Raw genomic sequence first — 19,497 nt, 5'->3', positions numbered from 1 at the left:
AAAATACCTAATTTCAAAAAGTAATTCTATCAATTTGAAATCGCTATTCACTTATCTATTTCTGGTTTTTACCATGGCTATTTATAGTCAGCAACGCCAAATACTCATGGATAGTTTGCTTAATGTTACTCAAGAGTCCAAAGACAGTTCTAGAGTAGCACTTGCACATTCCAGATTGGCTTGGATGTATCTTAATTCTGATGTGTCAACAGCAAAAGAACATTTAGATACTTCAATGGTTGTTTATTCTAAGCTTAAAGATATGGACGGTGTAGCGATTTCAAATTATAAATATGCAGTCTACAATCGTGTCATTGGAAATTATCCGGAAGCCCACCGTTTTATTGATTTTTATATAGATTATGCCAAAGAACAACGTGACACGTTTAAGATAGCCAACAGTGCTTATCAAAAAGGTGTGATTTATAGTTTGCAAACCGATTACGAATCAAGTTTAAAGGAGTATCACAAAACTTTAAGGCTTTACGAAGCCATCAAGGATTCTGCTAGTATCGGCTTTACCCTCAATAGTATTGGTATTGTCTATAAAAATTTAAAGAAGTACGATAAGGCTATTGAAAATTATGAACAAGCAATCGCTTTGCATCAAAAAATGAACGACAAAGGTAACCTGGCTAATGTTTATAATAGCATTGGTGCAGTCTATGCCGAGCAAGAAAAATCAGATGAAGCTTTAGAATATTTTAAGATAGCTTTGGATCTGGATAAAGAAATTGGGAATAATTGGGGAACTGCTAAAGTAGGTAACAATATAGGTCATGTTTACATTGAAAATGGGAAGTATAACGAAGCTCTAAGTTATTTAACTAATGCCTTAAAAATTCAAAGAGAGCATAATTACGAAGCGGACATTGCTGAAACATTAACCCAGTTGAGTGTGGTGCATTTCAATTTGGGGAATTATCAAAAAAGTGAAGCACTAATCAAGGAGGCATTTGAGAATGATATACCATCAGTAAAAGAATATCAGACTGCACATCAACAAGCCTACAGGATTTATAATGCTACTAATCAACCTAAAAAAGCACTAGAACATTACAAGGCTTACACTATTTATAAGGATAGTATTTTCAATGAAAACAATCTGAAGAACATTAATGCACTTCAAATTCAATTTGAAACTGAGAAAAAAGACAAATCTATTCTGCAGCAACAAATAACCTTACAAGAGCAAGAAATTGAAATTCAGAAAAAGGATAGACGCTTTCTCTATGTTTCAGGTTTGGTAGTGTTATTACTATTAATTGCCATAGCGTCTTGGATAGTGTTTAGGCAAAAACAAAAACGAAAAAATCAAGAGTTAATAACCCTTAAAAGAGAATATCAAATCAAATCTTTAGAATCTTTAATCGAAGGAGAAGAGAAGGAGCGTTTACGTATTGCTAAGGAATTGCATGATGGCGTCAACGGAGATTTATCTGCCATTAAGCACAAACTTTCAACGTTGTTAGAGATGAATAATAATGTCATTAACGAAGCAATAGCAATGATTGATAGTTCTTGTGAGCAAGTGAGAGCTATTTCCCATAATTTAGTACCACCATCTTTAGAGAATTTTAATCTCATTGAAGCAACAGAAAATTATTGTGCTAATTTAGATGCAGTAAGTAAAGAGCAAATAACGTTTCAACATCTTGGAGACGACATTAGTTTAACGAAAAAAGCTGAGGTTAATGCATTTAGAATTATTCAAGAATTAATCACTAATGCTCTAAAGCATGCAGAAGCAAGTGAGATAAATGTTCAGATAAGTCATAGAGACAATCTTGTTCAGATTACAGTAGAAGATGATGGTAAAGGTTTTGATAAGAATAACGTAGATTCGCAAGGTATTGGGTTAAGTAATATACAGTCTAGAGTAGATTACCTCAATGCGAATTTAGATGTAATTTCTAATGCTCAGGGCACATCGTATACCATAGATATTGACTTAAACAATATGAATGACAACTAATATTGCTATAACAGACGATCATGAAATGGTACTTCGTGGTATTGAAACCATGTTGAATAATACTGCAGAAATCAAAGTTATTGCAACCTATACCAATGCCAAAGAAACTATTGAAGGTTTAAAGAACGATCATCCAGATGTATTGCTTCTAGATATAAATTTACCAGATATTAACGGGATAGATTTAAGCAAGCAACTACTGAAAACTCATAAGGGTTTAAAGATAATAACCTTGACTAATTTTGATGATATGTCATTTGTGAAGCGTATGTTCAAAAATGGCATTCATGGCTATTTATTAAAAAACGCTGATAAGTTAGAGCTGGTAACGGCACTAAAAACGGTATTGTCTGGCGAATTATATATTCAAAAAAGTATAAATGAACGATTACTGAATCAAACCAAATCCAAACCTTTTGATAACGGTTTAAACATAAAACTTACCAGACGAGAGCGCGAAGTTCTTATTGCAATTTCTGAAGAACTGACTACGCAACAAATTTCAGAAAAGCTATTTATTAGTCCTAAAACCGTTGAAACACATCGCATGAACATTATGAGCAAACTTGGTGCAAAAAATAGTGTTGGAATGATTAAAATAGCTATGGAAAGACAATTACTATAACACATTTAGATACCTATTTCAATCTGAAATCGTAAATACCAATCGTTAGAAGTACTTGAATCAAAATAATTAAATTCACTATTGGTTACTTCAGCCTGTAGTTTTAGAGAATGCTCCCAAATATATTTGGTTACGCCTAAGCTATACTGATTAGTTTGTGGTGTAAGCGTTTCAATTTTTTTGTGAGGTTCTTGATAAGAGAAGCGTCCAATAATTTCATAATTGCTTTCAAAAATATAACTCAATTGCGTATCAAAACCATGACCAACAAAAACGTACCTAGAATCTGAGGCATCCTCAGGATTTATGGTAATAGGATTGTCTGTTGTTCTATTCATATATGCCGTTTGAAAAGCCCAACCATTATATTTCAATACAGCATCTAAAAGTACGGATTGTAAATCTCGTTGTTCATATAAATCATCACCAATGGTACCACGAGTTCTTCTAGCATTATTATTAAAGTGATATACACCAGAAAGCATCAATTTAGGTGTTTCTTCTCGTTTAAGATCTCCTTCAAACAACGTACCATTACTTTTAAAAGCACCAAAAGGAAAAAGTTCTAAACGTCCTGTGACGGCTAGCCCATTATCGGGTTCTTTAGTCCAGTTTCTTCCTTCACCAGTACTTATAGCTGTTTTAACATTATAAGAAAACTTGTTTTCTAATTCGTTTAAGTAATACACTTGTAGTCCAAAATCCCTATCAATATTAAATCGAGCGTTGTTTATAGAGCGGTCTGTAAGTTGTAATGCTCCAGAAGAATTTATACGTTGTCGGTTACCAGGTAATTTTGTTTGTCCAAAACCAATATTCCAATGCTCATTTGGTCTGTAAAATACAATGGCATCTCTAATAATATTTAAGTTATCGCCATCCTCAATAGCTCCCACATCATTTGGAGAAAACGATAATTGAATCACATAAATAATACTAGGATCACCAACATAGCCATCAAAACGTAAACGCAGTCGTCTTATCATTGCCTCGTAGCCATCTTCGGTATCACTATTGTTTAAATAGGTGAATCGATTTTGCATTCTAAACCTAATATTCAATTTGAAAATACTATCAGGTGAAGTAATACCTAGCCCTTTTCCGTAGCTATAATAAGGTAGAGCAGAAAGTTTTATATCGTTGTTTTCTTGAGAATGAATAGAAAATGAGAGTGAAATTAGCAAAATAGCATAAATATACTTCAGCATAAAAGAGTATTTTGGGAGGCAAAAATAATACAACTCGGGTAATGATTACTATTTTTGCAATAATAAATAGTTTAACATGTCTGAAATATATATTAGCTACGATTTTGTTGTAGAACCGGTTCAACCAGCAACTGAAATTCTCATTGCAGAATTGGGTTATGCTGGTTTTGAAAGTTTTGTAGAAAATGAAGAAGGAGTAACAGCGTACATAAAAAAAGATGAATGGGATGCTTTTATTCTTGAAGACATACAGATTTTAAAATCAACTGAGTTTAAAATCACATATAACTTCAATGAAATTGAACAAACCAACTGGAATGAAGAATGGGAAAAGAACTTTAATCCCATTGAAGTTGATGGTTTGGTAACTGTAAGAGCACCATTTCACGAAAAGCCAAGTACAAAGTTCGATTTGGTTATAGAGCCTAAAATGAGTTTTGGAACAGGTCATCATGAAACAACACATATGATGATTCAACATATTCTAAAAAATGATTTTGAAGGTAAATCGGTTTTAGATATGGGGTGTGGTACAGGTGTTTTGGCAATTTTAGCAGAAAAAGTTGGGGCTACAAAAATAGACGCTATAGATATTGATAACTGGTGCTATCTAAATAGTTTGGAAAATGTAGAACGAAACGATTGCAAAAACATTTCAGTTTATGAAGGTGATGCAACTTTGCTAGAAGGTAGACATTACGACACTATTATAGCTAATATCAATAGAAATATTCTACTTGCAGATATGGCATCTTATGCTAAATGCTTGAATGCTAATGGGATGTTGTTTTTAAGTGGATTTTACAAAGAAGACATACCTATGATTGAGGCAGAATGTGAAAAACACATGTTAAAATTGAATGAAATTATAGAAAGAGGTCAGTGGGTATCGCTAAAATTTATAAATTAGTGTGGTGAATTAAGTTATCCTCAAATTCATTTACGTTATGACAAAAGAAAAATATTCAGAAGAATTACTACTAGAAGAAGAGGTTTTAAAACAAAATGAAATTGTGCTATTCAATGATGATGTCAACACTTTTGACCATGTCATTGATACACTTATTTATGCCTGTGATCATACTCCAGAACAAGCTGAACAGTGTTCTATCATAGTACATTATAAAGGAAAATGTACAGTTAAAACAGGTGCTTACGATGATTTAAAACCACGTTGTTCAAAATTACTTCAAGCAGGTTTAAGTGCTGAAATCGTTTAAGATATTATTCGTTATCTTATTTTTTAATCTTGCAAGTATTTATACCTAAAACGGTGTAAAGTGGACAAAAACTTATAAAACTTGTCAATAAAAAGATGATGGCGAAAGCCATTAATACATAAGCTAAAGTTCCTTCAATGACATTAAAATAATAGAGTAAAGCTACGGTTATAGCTAATACTACTCTAATACCTTTGTCTAAGCTTCCCATATTTTTCTTCATGATATTAGTTTTTAATCTTACTAATACTAAAGATAATAAAAATATAGGCTAAAATTTTAATGTGGTAACTTATCTTTCAGTAAACCATATACATAGGTGCCCAGTAAAGCGGCTGCAATAACAATAAGTATAGAGAAAGCTCCTGTACCAATTAAGATATACATAGGTCCAGGGCAAGCACCACAAAGTGCCCAGCCTAATCCAAAAATAGAACCACCAATAATATACCTAGTAAAGCCTTTATCTTTTAAGGGTACACGTAATTGGCTACCTTCAATTGTTTTTAGTTTTAACCGTTTAGAAAGTAAAATAAGAAGAATACCAGTTACTACAGCAGAGCCAATTATCCCATACATATGAAAGGATTGAAACTTAAACATCTCATAAATACGATACCAAGAAACAGCTTCGGATTTTACTAAAACAATTCCGAAAACAATACCTACAACAAAGAATTTAATATACTTTCCCATCTTAAAATAATATTGGATAGATGAAGTGAATCATGATTAAACCTCCTACAAAAAAGCCAATAACAGCAATTAGTGAAGGTAATTGCAAACTACTAAGGCCTGTAATGGCATGGCCTGAAGTACAACCACCAGCATAGCGCGTACCAAATCCAACCATAAAACCACCAGCAATTAAAATAAGTAAGCCTTTAATAGAAAATACATTGTCCCAAGCAAACAATTCTTCAGGTAGAAGTGATTTTCCAGCATTTTCAAAACCTAAAGTTTTTAATTCGTTTACCGTTTCAGGATTAAGATGCATGTCTATAGGATTCGATAATAAGAAGTGAGCAATAAAACCACCAGTTATAGCGCCTAAAACCATGATAAGGTTCCAACGTTGACTTCTCCAATCAAATTTAAAGAAAGGTACTTTTTTTCCGGCACCACCAATAGCACATAGTGTTCTAAGGTTTGAAGACATGCCGAATGTTCTTCCAAAATAAAGTAACGCAAACATTACTAAAGCTAGTAACGGACCAGTTATATACCATGGCCAAGGTTCTAAAATAAAATTCATAGCTAATTTTTAATGATAAAAATTAAAATTCAAGGACAAAAATCTTGTTTCTGCCCAGTTCAATTTTTCCTTCGTTTTCTAACTGTTTTAAAATTCGGGAAACCACAACTCTAGAAGTATGAAGATCTTCAGCGATTTCCTGATGCGTAATTTCTAAAGTTGTAGAAGCAGACAGCTTTACGTGATCTTTGAGATATTTAAACAGACGCTCGTCCATTTTCATAAAAGCCAAAGTGTCTATAGTTTCTAGCATTTCATCAAAACGCACTTGGTAACTATCTAAAATAAAGTTTCTCCAACTTTCATTATTATGAAACCAAAGTCGCATATTATCAATAGGAATCATAATTACCGTAGCATCGTCATCGGCAATAGCCCTAATCTTGCTTACAGATTTTGCCATACAGCAGGTTAGCGACATAGCACAAGTATCACCAGATTCTAGCACATATAACAATAGTTCATTGCCAGTGTTGTCTTCCCTTAGCACCTTAATATTTCCTTTTATTAGCAGAGGAATAAATTTTAATTCCTGACCAATATCAATAATAATATCATTTTTATTGAAACTTTTAAGAACAGCAACATCAGCGATATTGTCAATAGTTTCAGTATCGAATAAATATTTAAAAGGCTCTAAGGTTTCTTTTGCTATCATATGTCAAAAATAATGATTTCCAATTTTGAAATAAATAGTTTGGTGGTTTTTTAATAAATGTATTATATTTGCACCCACTTTAAAACGGCCTCGTGGCGCAACTGAATAGCGCATCTGATTACGGCTCAGAAGGTTACAGGTTTGAATCCTGTCGAGGTCACAAAAATTTTTAAACCCATAGTTGCTAAAACTGTGGGTTTTTTGTTTGTAAACTCTTTACTAATGCTCATTTATTCAAAGATTTAAAAATAAACATTGCTATAGCTGCTGTTAAGGATTGAAAAAAATATCGACTATATAATAGTACATTAATCAATCAACCATTAAGCTTATGCAATTTCAATCGACATCTGGTGAATTTCTAACACTACAAGAAATTACGGAAAAGAATTCCTATTTACTTCAACAAAAATTAGAAAACTCATTAACCATTCTATGGTTTATTTCAGATAATAATAGATTAACTATAGATGGGCAGAGCAGGTGCTTTAATAAGTATGAAATGATTTTTTTAACCGAATTTCATAAGTTAGAAATTCATGAGATTCAAAAAGTACGATTGGTAAAGTTTAACCGACCGTTCTATTGCATCTTAGATCATGATATTGAAGTAGGATGTAAAGGTGTACTGTTTTTTGCTGCTTCGGCATTACCATCAATTAAAGTTCCACTTAGTGATGTAGAACGGTTCGAGATTTTTTGGCGCATGTTTACTTTAGAGATGGAATCTTCTGATGACCTAAAAAAAGATATGCTTCAAATGATGCTAAAACGCTTTTTGATTATGAACACACGTATCTTTAAAAATCAGTCACAGTATCCAAGAGAGCAATCAGAATCAGATTTGGTACGTGAGTTTAATTTCTTGGTAGAAAAACATTATAAAACCAAACACACAGTTTCGGATTATGCAGAGTTGCTGAATAAATCCCCAAAAACTATTTCAAACGTGTTTTCAAACATCAGTTCTAAAACACCTTTGCAATTCATTCATCAAAGGAGATGTCTTGAAGCTAAGCGATTATTGCAATATTCAGAGAAGCAAATTCAAGAGATAGCTTATGATATTGGATTTGAGGATATACAAGCTTTCAGTCGTTTTTTTAAGAAAATTGAAGGGGTTTCACCATCAATTTACCGCAAAAATATGGTTATGGGAAAAATAGCCAACAAGTCAGGAATTCCTGCCTAACAGTCACTTACACATATGAGCCATTTTTGCACTGTAAATTAATTATTAATTAAAAACAGTGTAAAATGAATCAATTTAATGTTCCTGTCAGAGGAGAAGTATCTGATAACAATCAAGCAATTTTTGACAATTTAAACAAAGCCATTGGTATGGTGCCTAATCTGTATGCGACTATGGCATATTCTGAAACAGCACTTGCTAATTACCTACAATTCCAAAACGGAAAAACATCCTTTAGTAATAAGGAAAAAGAAGTTGTAAACTTAGTGGTAAGCCAAGTAAACAACTGTAGTTACTGTTTGGCAGCTCATACAGCCATCGGAAAAATGAACGGATTTACAGACGAGCAAATACTGCAAATAAGAACTGCTTCATCTGATTGGGATCAAAAAATAGATGCTTTAGCAAAATTAGCAAAAGCTATAACTGTGTCTAAAGGAACGGATGTTAGTGAAGAACTTGAAGTTTTCTTTGAGCAAGGTTATAGTAAAGGACATTTGGTAGACTTAATCTTATTAATCGCAGATAAAGTTGTGATGAACTATTTACATAACGTAACTAATGTTCCTGTCGATTTTCCTTTGGCACCAGAATTAGAGCCTGAATTGAATTAATCTTAAAATAAAAAACGATGAACACTAATAAGATTAATTGGAAAAAAGCCATTATAGCAGGCGTTTTAGGAACCATCCTATTTGATATAGTAGGATGGTTAATGACAGGAAACTTTTGGGATATTCCTTCACTTTTAGGAGAGAAAACAGGTTTGGGTTTAGGTTATGGGCTTGTAGGTCATTATGCTAATGGTATTTTACTTTCAGTACTTTATGCTGGTATTGCACCATCACTTTGGGGACCAAACTGGCTAAGGTCACTTTTATTTGTTACTGCCGAAACTGTGGCGCTAGTTTGGTTTTTTATGTTGCCGCTTTTAGGAGCAGGAATAGCAGGTGTTAACCTAGGTATTATGATACCAATTGTAACTATGGTAAGACATTTTGCTTACGGTATTCCGTTATGGTACTTTATTCATAAGCTAGAAACAAAACCTAGTGTTGCTGTAAAGACAGTTTAAAAATAAATAAGAGCAGGTATTTTGTGTGGAATATCTGCTCTTTTACTCATTAAAAAACGAACATAAAATATATAATAATGGAAAAGAAATATCCTTTACCACCTTTTAATAAAGAAACCGCTATTGAGAAAATTCAAATGGCTGAAGATGCTTGGAATAGTAAAAATCCAGAAAAAATAGCACTCGCATACAGTGTAGATACAGAGTGGAGAAATAGAAATCAATTTATAAATGGTCGTGATGCGGTTATTGAGTTTCTGCAAGGCAAATGGACAAATGAACTCGATTATAAATTGAAAAAAGAATTATGGTCATTTAACGAAAATAGAATTGCTGTACGATTTGAATATGAATATAGAAACAAGAATAATCAGTGGTTTAGAGCTTATGGAAATGAAAATTGGGAGTTTGATGCTAGTGGCTTAATGAAAAAGCGTTATGCAAGTATCAATGATTTGCCAATAGCAGAAAGCGACAGACGTTTAAAATAAAATAGTTAAGAATGAAAAACGAAGATAAACAAGTAATTCTAAACGTTAGTAAAGAGCTTCATACACTTGTTGAAACGAGTTATTTAAATAATAAAGCAGTTAAAGGTGATGATAATTGGCTTGAAAAACAACGACTTCTTCTTGCAGATATGGCACTTCATTTATTGCAAACATCAATAAATCCAAACCCTATAAATATAGAACATCTAAAAAATAATTTGAATGCGATTTTAACCATTTCAGATCAGTTTATGCCAGAAATAGGACTCAAAAAATTCACGGATAAACTATATGAACATGTGTAAGTTGAGGTTATAAGTGTTTAATTTTAATGATTGGTATCTCAACGGTTTTTCAGAATTTTAGCTATTGTTGGTTCTGAAAAGTCCAGTATCAATGCTTCTGAAACAATATCACTAGTTTATGTAACAGGATTTACAGCTAATATTATAATTATGATTTATTCTTGTAAGAATCAAATAAGTGTAAAATCCAATAAATACATAGAAACTAATGGTGGTTTCAAGAAAATATACTCTTGTATTATTACTTTTTGTAACGTTTTGTATCTTCCCTCAGGATAGTAGTAATGAATGTAATGTTACAACCATAAATTACGATTTTGAAGAGCCAAATCACAGTGGGATATATCCATTGTTTATTAATCAAAATAGTATGCCAGGTTGGAACACCACGGCATCGGATGGTCAAATAGAATTGTGGCCTTCCCCTAATTTTGAAAATGTACCTGCTTATTCTGGAAGCCAGTTTGTGGAGCTGAATGCCAATGTTGTTTCAGGATTATATCAAGATTACGATAGTCCCGAAGGAACGATTTTTAATTATGGTTTTGCTCATAGAGGTCGTCAAGGAACTGATACATGTCAGCTATTAGCAGGACCACCAGGAGGACCTTATGTCAATGTTGGTCCACCAGTTTCTACAGGAAATACATCTTGGAGTTATAATACAGGGACTTATACCGTACCAGCAGGTCAGCCTATTACAAGATTTATATTTCAATCTGTAAATGGTAGTAGTGGAGACAATAGTGTTGGTAATTTCTTGGATAGTATTAGTTTTACTGCTGAATTGGGTATACTTACAGAAGGGCCAATTGAGATTTATTGTGGTGATGAAGCTGTAATAGAAAGTCTAGGTGGAGGTACTTGGATTGCTAGTCCTGATAATCCTTCGGCTACCACTATTAGTAATGTAAATAGTAATAATATTACAATAACAGGTTTTTCTGTTTTTGGCGATTATGTTTATGAGTGGGACTCTGTTTATTGTACTTCTTCAATCACAATAACTTATGGTGAAGGATTTGTAGAGCCACCAGTAGTCGAAGATGTTTTCTTCTGTCAGAATAGTGTGGTTGATTCTTTAGATGTGGAGCCTATAGAAGATTATACCTTAAATTGGTATTCAGATAGTTCAGGTAATACACCTTTAGCTGGAGAGCCAGTCGTGGATACAAGTGTGGTTTCTCAAACAACATACTATGTTTCTCAGCAAACTACTAATGGGTGTGAAAGTGATTTAGTACCTATAGTTGTAACTGTAGATGCATTACCTATAGCAGAGACACCTTTTAACATCGAAGTTTGCGATGATAGTTCTAATGATGGGTTTTCTGTTTTTGATTTAGTGCCAGCGGGTTTACAAGCTTTAGGAACCCAGGATCCAAATACTTTTAATATATCTTATCATTTATCATATGAAAATGCAGAGATTGCTGAAGGAGATATTACATCGGCAGGAGCATACCAAAATGAGGATCCTCAAACCCAAATTATTTATGTAAGAATTGAAAATGTAAATAACACGTCTTGTTATGATATATCTCAATTTTCAATTATTGTAAATCCATACGAGAGTCCTAATTTTTCTTACGCGCCAAATTGTTATGGCGCAGAAATTTCTAGTGTAGATGAAGCGGGTGGAATCTTTTCGTTTTCTGAAACACCTACTGATAGTGCAAATATTAATCCAACCACTGGTGAAATAACTAACGCCACTCCTGGTGAGACTTATAGTGTAGAATATATAACTGGTGGAAATTGTCCAAACACAGCTTATGTTGATGTAGAGGTATATACTTTACCACAGATTATTGATCCAACTCCTTTAGAAGTCTGTGATGATGCTGTTTCGGATGGTCTTACAAGTATGGATTTAACCATAAAAAATAATGAGATTACAGGAGGAAACTCAGGCTATTCAGTAAGTTATTACGAAACACAATACAATGCAGATAATGATATAGATTCTTTGGAGATACCCTATACAAACACATCTAATGATCAAGAAATTTATGTTAGAGTTGAAAATAGTACTACCGGATGTTACGATACAACAACTTTAATTCTTTCCGTAGAGCAAGCACCTGCGGCGATTACGCCAACGGCATTAGAGTTTTGTGATCCAGATAGTGATGGTTTTGGTAGTTTCGATATTTCTAGTAAGGATGACGAGATTACTAATGGAGATAATAGTTTATCAGTAAGTTACCATGAAACTTATGCTAATGCATTAAACAATGTTGATGCTATAAGTAGTCCGTATAATAATATTGTTGAAAATATTCAAACTATATATGCTAGAGTTGAAAGTCTTACAATAGCAACAGATTGTGCAACAATAGTTGAATTAGAATTAGTTGTTAACCCAACACCTCAATTAGGTTTTGATGAAATTACCCCATTAAGTATTTGTGATGATGAATCTGGTGATGGATTTGGACAATTTGATCTAACATCTAAGACCTCTGAAATCACTCAGAATTTGTCAAATCCTTCTTCTTTCATAATATCTTTTCATGAAACATCAGCTAGTGCAGAAGATAATACAAACCCTATTGGTACACCTGGTAATTATACTAATATAGATGCTTTTGAGCAAATACTTTGGGTAAGGATAGAAGATAATGATACGGGCTGTTTTAAAATAACAACATTAGATTTAGAAGTAAGTCAATTACCTGTTTTATACCAACCATCACCTTTAGAATTATGCGATTATGATAATACCGGAGATGAAGTAGAGTTATTCATTTTAGAAACTGCAATTGATAATATTTTAAATGGTCAAACAGGAATTCAGCTTGTTTTTTACTTAACTCAAGAAGATGCAGATAATAATCTCAATCCAATAACAAGTCCTTATGCCAACATTGAAAACCCTCAAACGGTAATCGTAAAAGGTATCAATAATGAAACGGGTTGCTCATCAACCTTACCGTTAACATTAAGAGTTAATCCTATACCTTCACCAACAACACCAACTGATTTGGAAGTTTGTGATGAGGATAATGATGGTTTTTCAAGCTTTGATTTAGAATCTAAAAGCGATGAAATTATTGGAGGAGAATTAGATGTAGAGGTTACTTATCATGAAACACTAGAAGACGCAAACACAGGGTCTAATGCTTTGGCTAGTCCTTATGAAAATATTGTAATTGATACTCAAACAATTTATCTGAGATTAACAAATGTGATAACAGGATGTTACGACATTTCTGAGCAATTAACTCTTAGGGTCTTAGAGAAGCCAGAGGTGCCTTTTACAATTGAAGATTATATTATTTGTGATGCTGATAGTGATGGCACTGCGACCTTTGACTTAACAACAAAGGATTCTGAAATTATAGGGTCTCAAACAGATGTGACTTTAACATATCATATTACCGAAGCGGATGCTTTATCTGGTAATGCACCAATATCTAATCCTAGTTTATATATAAATTCAGGAAATCCTCAGGTCATTTATGTAAGATTGTTAAGTAATATAACTGGTTGTGTAGATGTTGGTATGTTTAATATTGAAGTGGCATTACCACCAGAGCCAATTCATCCAACTCCATTAGAGTTATGCGATGATGATATCGCTGATGAAATTACGGTATTCGATTTAACAGTAAAGAACTATGAAATAACAGGAGGACAATCGAGTTGGAGTGTTGCATACTATGAGACAGAAGAAGATGCCCAAGCTCAAGATAATGCAATTAATGCAACAGCTTATACTAATACTTCAATAAATGGGGAGCCTGCTAACCCTCAAACATTATTTGTTGTAGTAACAGATACTGATACAGGTTGTACAGCGCAAGAAATATTGACAATTGGTGTACTTCCTAACCCGACACCGACAGAAGAATTACCTAGTTTAACTCTATGTGATGATGTTAATTCAGGGGATTTTCAGGTGGCTTTTGACTTAACTACAAATCAAAACTTATTGTTGAATGGTGAACTAGGTGTTACACCTACATACTATGAAAGTTATGAAGATGCAGAAGATTTAACCAATGAAATTACAGCTCCAGAATCTTATACAAATATAAGTAATCCTCAAACCATCTATGTAAGAGTTACAAATGATTCTACGGGATGTTATACTATAGTTGATTTTGATATTTTGGTAAATCCATTGCCAGAAACTTCTGAAGTTTCAGATATGATCGTATGCGAAATCAATACTGACGATATTTATGAATTTGATTTGACTTTAAAAAATAATGAGGTATTAGGGGATTTAGATGAGACATTGTATACCGTTACATATCACGAAACTCAAGAAGATGCAGATTCTGTTCAGAATAACTTGGTCATGCCTTATACTAACACTAGTAATCCACAAACAATTTATATAGCTATAACAAATAATGAAACAGGTTGCTCAGTGAGTACAGTATCGTTTGATGTTGAGGTACAGGAAGGAGCATTAGCAAATGAAAACTCAGAAGCTATTGTATATGAAATTTGTGATGATGAAATAGATTTTGATAACAATTCTGCAAATAACTCAGCGGTTTTTGATTTAACTCCAGTAGAAGATATTTCAGATTTGTTACCTGGAAGTATTCAGGCTCAAATTTTAGATGGACAAGATCCGTCAAACTATCACCTTAGCTATTATTTAAATCAAGTAGATGCTGTAATGGCAGAAAATGAGTTAGATTTTCTATATGAAAACACAGTAAACCCACAACAGATATGGGTGAGGGTTGATAATAATACTTTAGATGGGAATGGTTTAGATACATCCTTATGCTTTGATATAGCTCCGTTGACTTTACAGGTAAATCCTCAACCGACTTTTGAGTTGGAAAGTAGTTACACGCTATGCTTAAGTGCAGATGGAAACTCTGTTATACAATCCCCAATAATAGATACTTATTTAGCAACTCCAGAATACAGTTTTGTCTGGTTTTATAATGGTGAAGAAATATTAGGAGCTACAGAAGGGAGTTATGAGCCAACCCAAGCCGGGACATATAGTGTAATTGCAACGGATGGAATGACTTCAATAGAAACAAATTGTTCAAGTAGTGCCAGTACAGAAGTAGTAAACAGTTCGCCTCCATTGATAGAGGTAATGGTTAATTCTTCAGCATTTTCAGAAAATCAAATAATAGAAGTTAATGCTGTTGGTCTTGGAAATTATGAATATAGTCTTGATGAGGGAGATTGGCAAGATGAAAGTATATTCACAAATGTTTCTATAGGAGAGCATTTAGTCACTGTAAGAGATAAAAATGGCTGTGGAGAGTCAATAGATTCTGTAATCGTAATAGGCTACCCTAAATATTTTACACCAAATGGGGATACTGAACATGATACGTGGAATATAGTAGGGTTAGAAGATCAAAGTAGCGCTAAAATCTACATATTTGATCGCTATGGAAAACTAATAAAACAAATAAGCCCTTCGGGTGAAGGATGGAATGGTACTTATAATGGCAATGATTTGCCAACAGATGACTATTGGTTTTTAGTAGAATATAGAGAGCCTGGAGTTTTGGAGGAAAGTGTAAAGACATTTAAAGCTCATTTTACGCTTAAAAGATAGGGTAACTTCTCTTTGTTGTTTTTTGAAACATATGTTTTAGAAAATGAAACAGATTTTATTCCATTTCTTCACTTATGAAAGTATGTTCGTAAAAAATAAATTTTAAATAAATGAAAGCAAAACTTACTATTTTAACACTTTTCAGTGTTACATTATTAACTTATTTGTCATGTAGTAAAGATGATGAAAACAAGGTTAGTGTGGAATCTATTGAACTTTCTGTTAGTGCAATTGAAGTTAATATTAATACAACGGTGAATTTTACTGTTACTACGAATTTAGATCAAATTGTTACTAGTGAATCAGATATATATATTAATGGAGAACTTAGTAATTTGACAAGTTTTATGCCTAATTCACCTGGAGAATATAATATTAAAGCAATTTATAGTACAGGTGGGCGAGAGTTTGAAAGTAATGTTGTAACGGTAATCGCAACTGAAATTCCATTAACTGAAATTGTGCTATCAAGCAGTGCTAACCAGATTGAAATGGGTGACCAATTTACATTTTTTGTTCATGGTGATAACTCTACTAGTCTTACAAATGACTCGTCATTTTTTATAAATGATGAGTTGATAGAATCTAATGTATACATACCATTAGAAACTGGTGAGTATGAAGTAAGAGCGGAATATACTATTGATGGATTAACCTACAACTCTAATGCGATCCAACTAACTGTTATAGCACAATCAACAGAAATAATGTTTTTTGACGAAATAGTTTTTTATGATGGTTATGCGGCTACTGTCAATGAGCCTGTACCTTCTGGAATTACAAGGGTTAACAATGCATCGTATGTGACCAAAATCACGGATGAGCATATTTCTCAAATCAATGAAGAGTTAGAAATTGAAGTTATAATTGGGGCTTTATGTGATAATTATGATAGAATAGGTAATTTATTTTTAAATCTAGTGAACCAAGGTGATGACTATTCTGAGTCTAATATTGTAGAGCGTATAGAGATAGGAAGATTTATAACCCCTTTTATGAATAAAAATGTAAGTCCGGATGAAGTGCCATATTTATTTCAAGTTGATAATATTGCAAAAATATTGAATGATCAAAATATCTCATCTACACACGATTTCTTTTTAGAATTCAATGTATTTGGGGTTCCTTATGCTGCAAACGAACAAGTGGCAGGATGTAGTGGGAGGAATGATGTATTTAGAGGTACGGTAATTTTTAAATCCAGAAATGAATCTTACACACCACAAAATCAGTATTTAGAGTCTGTAACTACATATTTTAATTTTAATGATTATGATTCAGGAGCTTCAGACGCAATAGGTCAATCAATTAAAACATTTAATTTTACGACGACTACTGATATTTCTGATGCCCAAATCCATGTGGTTATCTCAAATCATGGAGCAAATTCTGGTGGTGAAGAGTATGAGAGAAGACAACATTTCTTATACATGGATGGGATGTTAGTGGATAGTTATACGCCAGGTGGAGAATCCTGCGAGCCTTTTAGGGTTTATAATACACAAGCCAATGGAATTTATGGGCCGACACCTAGACCAGATAGTGTTTGGGCTTCTTTTAGTAATTGGTGTCCTGGAGATGTTATTCCAATCAGGACTTATGATTTAGGCAGTGTTTCAGCTGGTGCTCATACGTTTGTTTTGGATGTTCCTGATGCTCAATTTGTAGATAATCAAGGCTATTTTCCTGTGTCTGTCTATTTACAAGGAGAGTTATAATTCAACTTAATAAATTATTCTTTTTATTTCGAAGCGCCACTGAAGTCAGTGGCGTTTTTTATTGGCTATTTTCTTTCGTAAACGACAATTTTTCAATGTTTTGAAACAAAATTGACACAAAATGAAACAATGTTTTGAGTCAAAATGTTAAAATTATAAGAATTTGCGAATGGGAAAAATTGTACTTGTAGTAAGGTGTTTATAAAAAGTCATTCAAGTATAATTTAAATAGTTATTAATCAAATCAATTAATTTATGAAACAAAACGACATTTTAAAAAAGAGTAAAGTTTTCTTTTATCTTTTTGCATTATGCTTATTGGCTTCTTTTGCAAAATCTAAAACAAACAATGTATCCGAATTTTATTTCTTTACAACAGGAGATTATGTTGCTTTAACAATATCGTCAGGATTTAATGAAGATGTAATTGCGGAGACGGGTGATTTAGCAGGTACTACTACAGCAAGTGTAGATAAAGCTACGGATGATTATTGCTACATTGCTTACAACGTGGGAATTACTTATGGTCTGCCAACAAATGGTGAATTAAATAATGGAAATATCCCTTATCAGTTAGCTGATTATACCTCAAACAATGCATTAAGGTTAATTGGACCAACTAATTCATTAGCTGGAGCAGGCGGATTAGAGGAAGGTAGACCTACATCTGGTAGTGTTACTTTTTTAGAAAACGAGAATATCGAAACTATATATTTAGCTGTTACTTCTGGTAGTGGAACTTCTTCAGTTTCAGGAAATATTATTTTTGACGACAACAGTACTCAGGCTTTTACAGTGTCAATTCCAGATTGGTATGCAAATAGCGCTACTATTATAGCTAATAACTTAGGAAGGGGGCGCAGAAGTGACAACTCTCTTTCGGGAGCACCATCAGGCGGACCGTATATTTTTGAAATACCGATTGATGTTGATGTCGCAAACCAAACAAAATTAGTTACAGGTATGGATTTTCAAAATGATGCCACAGGAGATTCTGTTTTTAATTTATTTGCTGTGAGTGCTAAAAAAGTTCCATATTGTGATGCTCCTACTGATTTAAGTGCAGAGATTGGACCTGTAACAACTACATTATCTTGGGTAGATACAGTTTCTACAAGTTGGGAAATTACGGTACAACCTGAAGGAAGTGGTTTGCCATCAGGAAGTGGTGAGACAGTAAGCGCAACTACATACGATGCTAATACAAATATAGGAGTTACTCAAGAGTTTTATGTTAGAGCTTTATGTCCAGATAATGTAAATTTTAGCCCTTGGGCAGGACCATTTGTATTTGGAGATTATAAACCTCTAGAGCTTACAGGCTTAAATGCAGATGTAATAGCTAACGGAGTAGGAGATGCTTCTGTATCTGCGCCTCAAGATATTGATGGTACGGGTTATGCTTACTTGAGTGAAGATTTTAAAGTACAAGAAACGGATGCAGATTTAAGCTTTGGACTTCCTGCTAACGGTGTATTACCAAGTCCAAATACAGACGGACTAGAATATAATTTTGCATCTTATGATGCGAATAATTCTTTAAGAATAGAAACGGCTGGAGTTGAAGAGACGATAACATTACCTGCAGGCTACCCGTCAGAGAAAATATATTTGTTAACTACCTCAGGAAGTGGGTCTGCCTCAATTTCTGGTGATATTAATTTTAGTGACAACACTAGCCAATCTTTTACTTCGGTAACTGTACCAGATTGGTATTATTCTACAGCTTTACCAGTTGCTATTTCTGGAATAGGTAGAGTTAGTACGTTTGATAACGTTATTCAAAATCCATTTAATAATCCTCGTATTTATGAGTTGGAATTAAGTATAGATAATGCTAATCAAACAAAAACGATTACATCTATTGATATTACAAAAGATTCAGGTGGTGTTGTAAATATTTTTGCAATAACTTCTAAAATGTCTGGTGAAAGTTTATCTGTAACAGATCAAAATAATCTGTCTTTAAACATTTATCCTAACCCTGTGAAAAATAACCTTTATATTGAAGGGGTAAATGTGTACGATATATCAATGTACAATATTTTAGGAGAAAGAATTGATGTTGAATTTAAAGAGGGAAAAGTTGATGTTTCTTCATTGGATAGTGGGATGTATCTTCTAAAAGTATCTAATGATTTAGGTCAATCAAAGACATTTAAAGTTTTGAAAAAATAATCCTTAATCAATAACGTAAATTGTTAATAGCGAAAATTAGGGAAAT

17 protein-coding genes and 1 tRNA gene are annotated in these 19,497 nt (G+C 33.2%); 13 read left to right on the top strand and 5 right to left on the bottom strand.

The genetic code is table 11. From position 1 onward, the window contains the following. Positions 1 to 34 precede the first annotated feature (34 nt). On the top strand, positions 35 to 1,975 hold the full coding sequence (locus tag QGM60_RS00825; RefSeq protein WP_281138305.1) for a sensor histidine kinase: 1,941 nt from the start codon (positions 35 to 37) through the stop codon (positions 1,973 to 1,975). Beyond that, on the top strand, positions 1,965 to 2,600 hold the full coding sequence (locus QGM60_RS00820; protein ID WP_281138304.1) for a response regulator transcription factor: 636 nt from the start codon (positions 1,965 to 1,967) through the stop codon (positions 2,598 to 2,600). The genes QGM60_RS00825 and QGM60_RS00820 overlap by 11 nt, the downstream gene beginning before the upstream one ends. A gap of 5 nt (positions 2,601 to 2,605) precedes the next feature. On the opposite strand, the gene QGM60_RS00815 is transcribed toward QGM60_RS00820, so the two are convergent. Beyond that, positions 2,606 to 3,808: a porin gene (locus QGM60_RS00815; protein ID WP_281138302.1), complete on the bottom strand. Its 1,203-nt coding sequence runs from the start codon at positions 3,806 to 3,808 to the stop codon at positions 2,606 to 2,608. 76 nt (positions 3,809 to 3,884) lie between these two features. Between QGM60_RS00815 and prmA the strand changes: the two genes are divergently transcribed. Further along, a complete protein-coding gene (prmA, locus tag QGM60_RS00810; RefSeq protein ID WP_281138301.1) occupies positions 3,885 to 4,718 on the top strand; it encodes a 50S ribosomal protein L11 methyltransferase in 834 nt (277 codons plus the stop codon). A 37-nt stretch (positions 4,719 to 4,755) separates the two neighbouring features. Next, positions 4,756 to 5,028, top strand: coding sequence for an ATP-dependent Clp protease adaptor ClpS (locus tag QGM60_RS00805; RefSeq protein ID WP_281138300.1), 273 nt, complete (start codon positions 4,756 to 4,758; stop codon positions 5,026 to 5,028). 16 nt (positions 5,029 to 5,044) lie between these two features. On the opposite strand, the gene QGM60_RS00800 is transcribed toward QGM60_RS00805, so the two are convergent. Genes QGM60_RS00800 through QGM60_RS00785 form a run of 4 tightly spaced genes read right to left on the bottom strand, consistent with a single transcriptional unit; the run spans position 5,045 to position 6,941 of the window. Beyond that, complete coding sequence (locus tag QGM60_RS00800) at positions 5,045 to 5,251, bottom strand: DUF2892 domain-containing protein (protein WP_281138298.1); 207 nt, start codon at positions 5,249 to 5,251, stop codon at positions 5,045 to 5,047. A 56-nt stretch (positions 5,252 to 5,307) separates the two neighbouring features. Next, positions 5,308 to 5,724, bottom strand: coding sequence for a DUF6691 family protein (locus QGM60_RS00795; RefSeq protein ID WP_281138297.1), 417 nt, complete (start codon positions 5,722 to 5,724; stop codon positions 5,308 to 5,310). A gap of 1 nt (position 5,725) precedes the next feature. After that, positions 5,726 to 6,283, bottom strand: coding sequence for a YeeE/YedE thiosulfate transporter family protein (locus tag QGM60_RS00790; protein WP_281138296.1), 558 nt, complete (start codon positions 6,281 to 6,283; stop codon positions 5,726 to 5,728). A gap of 22 nt (positions 6,284 to 6,305) precedes the next feature. Next, entirely contained in the window at positions 6,306 to 6,941 is a 636-nt protein-coding gene (locus QGM60_RS00785; protein ID WP_281138295.1) for a Crp/Fnr family transcriptional regulator, read from the bottom strand. Between the two features lie 86 nt (positions 6,942 to 7,027). Between QGM60_RS00785 and QGM60_RS00780 the strand changes: the two genes are divergently transcribed. The 9 genes from QGM60_RS00780 (at position 7,028) to QGM60_RS00740 (ending at position 19,451) form a co-directional block, all read left to right on the top strand. After that, positions 7,028 to 7,101: transfer RNA gene (locus QGM60_RS00780), tRNA-Arg, on the top strand. A gap of 171 nt (positions 7,102 to 7,272) precedes the next feature. Beyond that, positions 7,273 to 8,133, top strand: a complete 861-nt coding sequence (locus tag QGM60_RS00775; RefSeq protein WP_281138294.1) for a helix-turn-helix transcriptional regulator — start codon at positions 7,273 to 7,275, stop codon at positions 8,131 to 8,133. Between the two features lie 65 nt (positions 8,134 to 8,198). After that, positions 8,199 to 8,747, top strand: a complete 549-nt coding sequence (locus QGM60_RS00770) for a carboxymuconolactone decarboxylase family protein (protein ID WP_281138293.1) — start codon at positions 8,199 to 8,201, stop codon at positions 8,745 to 8,747. Positions 8,748 to 8,764: 17 nt separating this feature from the next. After that, on the top strand, positions 8,765 to 9,208 hold the full coding sequence (locus QGM60_RS00765; RefSeq protein ID WP_281138292.1) for a hypothetical protein: 444 nt from the start codon (positions 8,765 to 8,767) through the stop codon (positions 9,206 to 9,208). 77 nt (positions 9,209 to 9,285) lie between these two features. Further along, complete coding sequence (locus QGM60_RS00760; protein ID WP_281138290.1) at positions 9,286 to 9,699, top strand: nuclear transport factor 2 family protein; 414 nt, start codon at positions 9,286 to 9,288, stop codon at positions 9,697 to 9,699. Positions 9,700 to 9,710: 11 nt separating this feature from the next. Then, positions 9,711 to 10,004, top strand: coding sequence for a hypothetical protein (locus tag QGM60_RS00755; RefSeq protein ID WP_281138289.1), 294 nt, complete (start codon positions 9,711 to 9,713; stop codon positions 10,002 to 10,004). 208 nt (positions 10,005 to 10,212) lie between these two features. After that, positions 10,213 to 15,555: a T9SS type B sorting domain-containing protein gene (locus QGM60_RS00750; protein ID WP_281138288.1), complete on the top strand. Its 5,343-nt coding sequence runs from the start codon at positions 10,213 to 10,215 to the stop codon at positions 15,553 to 15,555. 110 nt (positions 15,556 to 15,665) lie between these two features. After that, a complete protein-coding gene (locus QGM60_RS00745; protein WP_281138286.1) occupies positions 15,666 to 17,273 on the top strand; it encodes a peptide-N-glycosidase F-related protein in 1,608 nt (535 codons plus the stop codon). A gap of 255 nt (positions 17,274 to 17,528) precedes the next feature. Continuing rightward, positions 17,529 to 19,451: a T9SS type A sorting domain-containing protein gene (locus tag QGM60_RS00740; protein ID WP_281138285.1), complete on the top strand. Its 1,923-nt coding sequence runs from the start codon at positions 17,529 to 17,531 to the stop codon at positions 19,449 to 19,451. The last annotated feature ends 46 nt before the right edge of the window (positions 19,452 to 19,497 follow it).

It is taken from the genome of Winogradskyella sp. SYSU M77433, assembly GCF_029911945.1.
Classification (GTDB): domain Bacteria; phylum Bacteroidota; class Bacteroidia; order Flavobacteriales; family Flavobacteriaceae; genus Winogradskyella.
Note: the sequence above shows the minus strand (reverse complement) of the source record. Positions and strands in the feature narration are given on the sequence as shown.

What these genes read in the sequence shown, in the direction of transcription:
- QGM60_RS00775 (WP_281138294.1), top strand. Translation starts at nt 7,273, where the DNA reads ATGCAATTTCAATCGACATCTGGTGAATTTCTAACACTACAAGAAATT.
- QGM60_RS00795 (WP_281138297.1), bottom strand. Translation starts at nt 5,724, where the DNA reads ATGGGAAAGTATATTAAATTCTTTGTTGTAGGTATTGTTTTCGGAATT.
- QGM60_RS00785 (WP_281138295.1), bottom strand. Translation starts at nt 6,941, where the DNA reads ATGATAGCAAAAGAAACCTTAGAGCCTTTTAAATATTTATTCGATACT.
- QGM60_RS00770 (WP_281138293.1), top strand. Translation starts at nt 8,199, where the DNA reads ATGAATCAATTTAATGTTCCTGTCAGAGGAGAAGTATCTGATAACAAT.
- QGM60_RS00820 (WP_281138304.1), top strand. Translation starts at nt 1,965, where the DNA reads ATGACAACTAATATTGCTATAACAGACGATCATGAAATGGTACTTCGT.
- QGM60_RS00765 (WP_281138292.1), top strand. Translation starts at nt 8,765, where the DNA reads ATGAACACTAATAAGATTAATTGGAAAAAAGCCATTATAGCAGGCGTT.
- QGM60_RS00805 (WP_281138300.1), top strand. Translation starts at nt 4,756, where the DNA reads ATGACAAAAGAAAAATATTCAGAAGAATTACTACTAGAAGAAGAGGTT.
- QGM60_RS00755 (WP_281138289.1), top strand. Translation starts at nt 9,711, where the DNA reads ATGAAAAACGAAGATAAACAAGTAATTCTAAACGTTAGTAAAGAGCTT.
- QGM60_RS00815 (WP_281138302.1), bottom strand. Translation starts at nt 3,808, where the DNA reads ATGCTGAAGTATATTTATGCTATTTTGCTAATTTCACTCTCATTTTCT.
- QGM60_RS00745 (WP_281138286.1), top strand. Translation starts at nt 15,666, where the DNA reads ATGAAAGCAAAACTTACTATTTTAACACTTTTCAGTGTTACATTATTA.
- prmA (WP_281138301.1), top strand. Translation starts at nt 3,885, where the DNA reads ATGTCTGAAATATATATTAGCTACGATTTTGTTGTAGAACCGGTTCAA.
- QGM60_RS00740 (WP_281138285.1), top strand. Translation starts at nt 17,529, where the DNA reads ATGAAACAAAACGACATTTTAAAAAAGAGTAAAGTTTTCTTTTATCTT.
- QGM60_RS00790 (WP_281138296.1), bottom strand. Translation starts at nt 6,283, where the DNA reads ATGAATTTTATTTTAGAACCTTGGCCATGGTATATAACTGGTCCGTTA.
- QGM60_RS00760 (WP_281138290.1), top strand. Translation starts at nt 9,286, where the DNA reads ATGGAAAAGAAATATCCTTTACCACCTTTTAATAAAGAAACCGCTATT.
- QGM60_RS00800 (WP_281138298.1), bottom strand. Translation starts at nt 5,251, where the DNA reads ATGAAGAAAAATATGGGAAGCTTAGACAAAGGTATTAGAGTAGTATTA.
- QGM60_RS00750 (WP_281138288.1), top strand. Translation starts at nt 10,213, where the DNA reads ATGGTGGTTTCAAGAAAATATACTCTTGTATTATTACTTTTTGTAACG.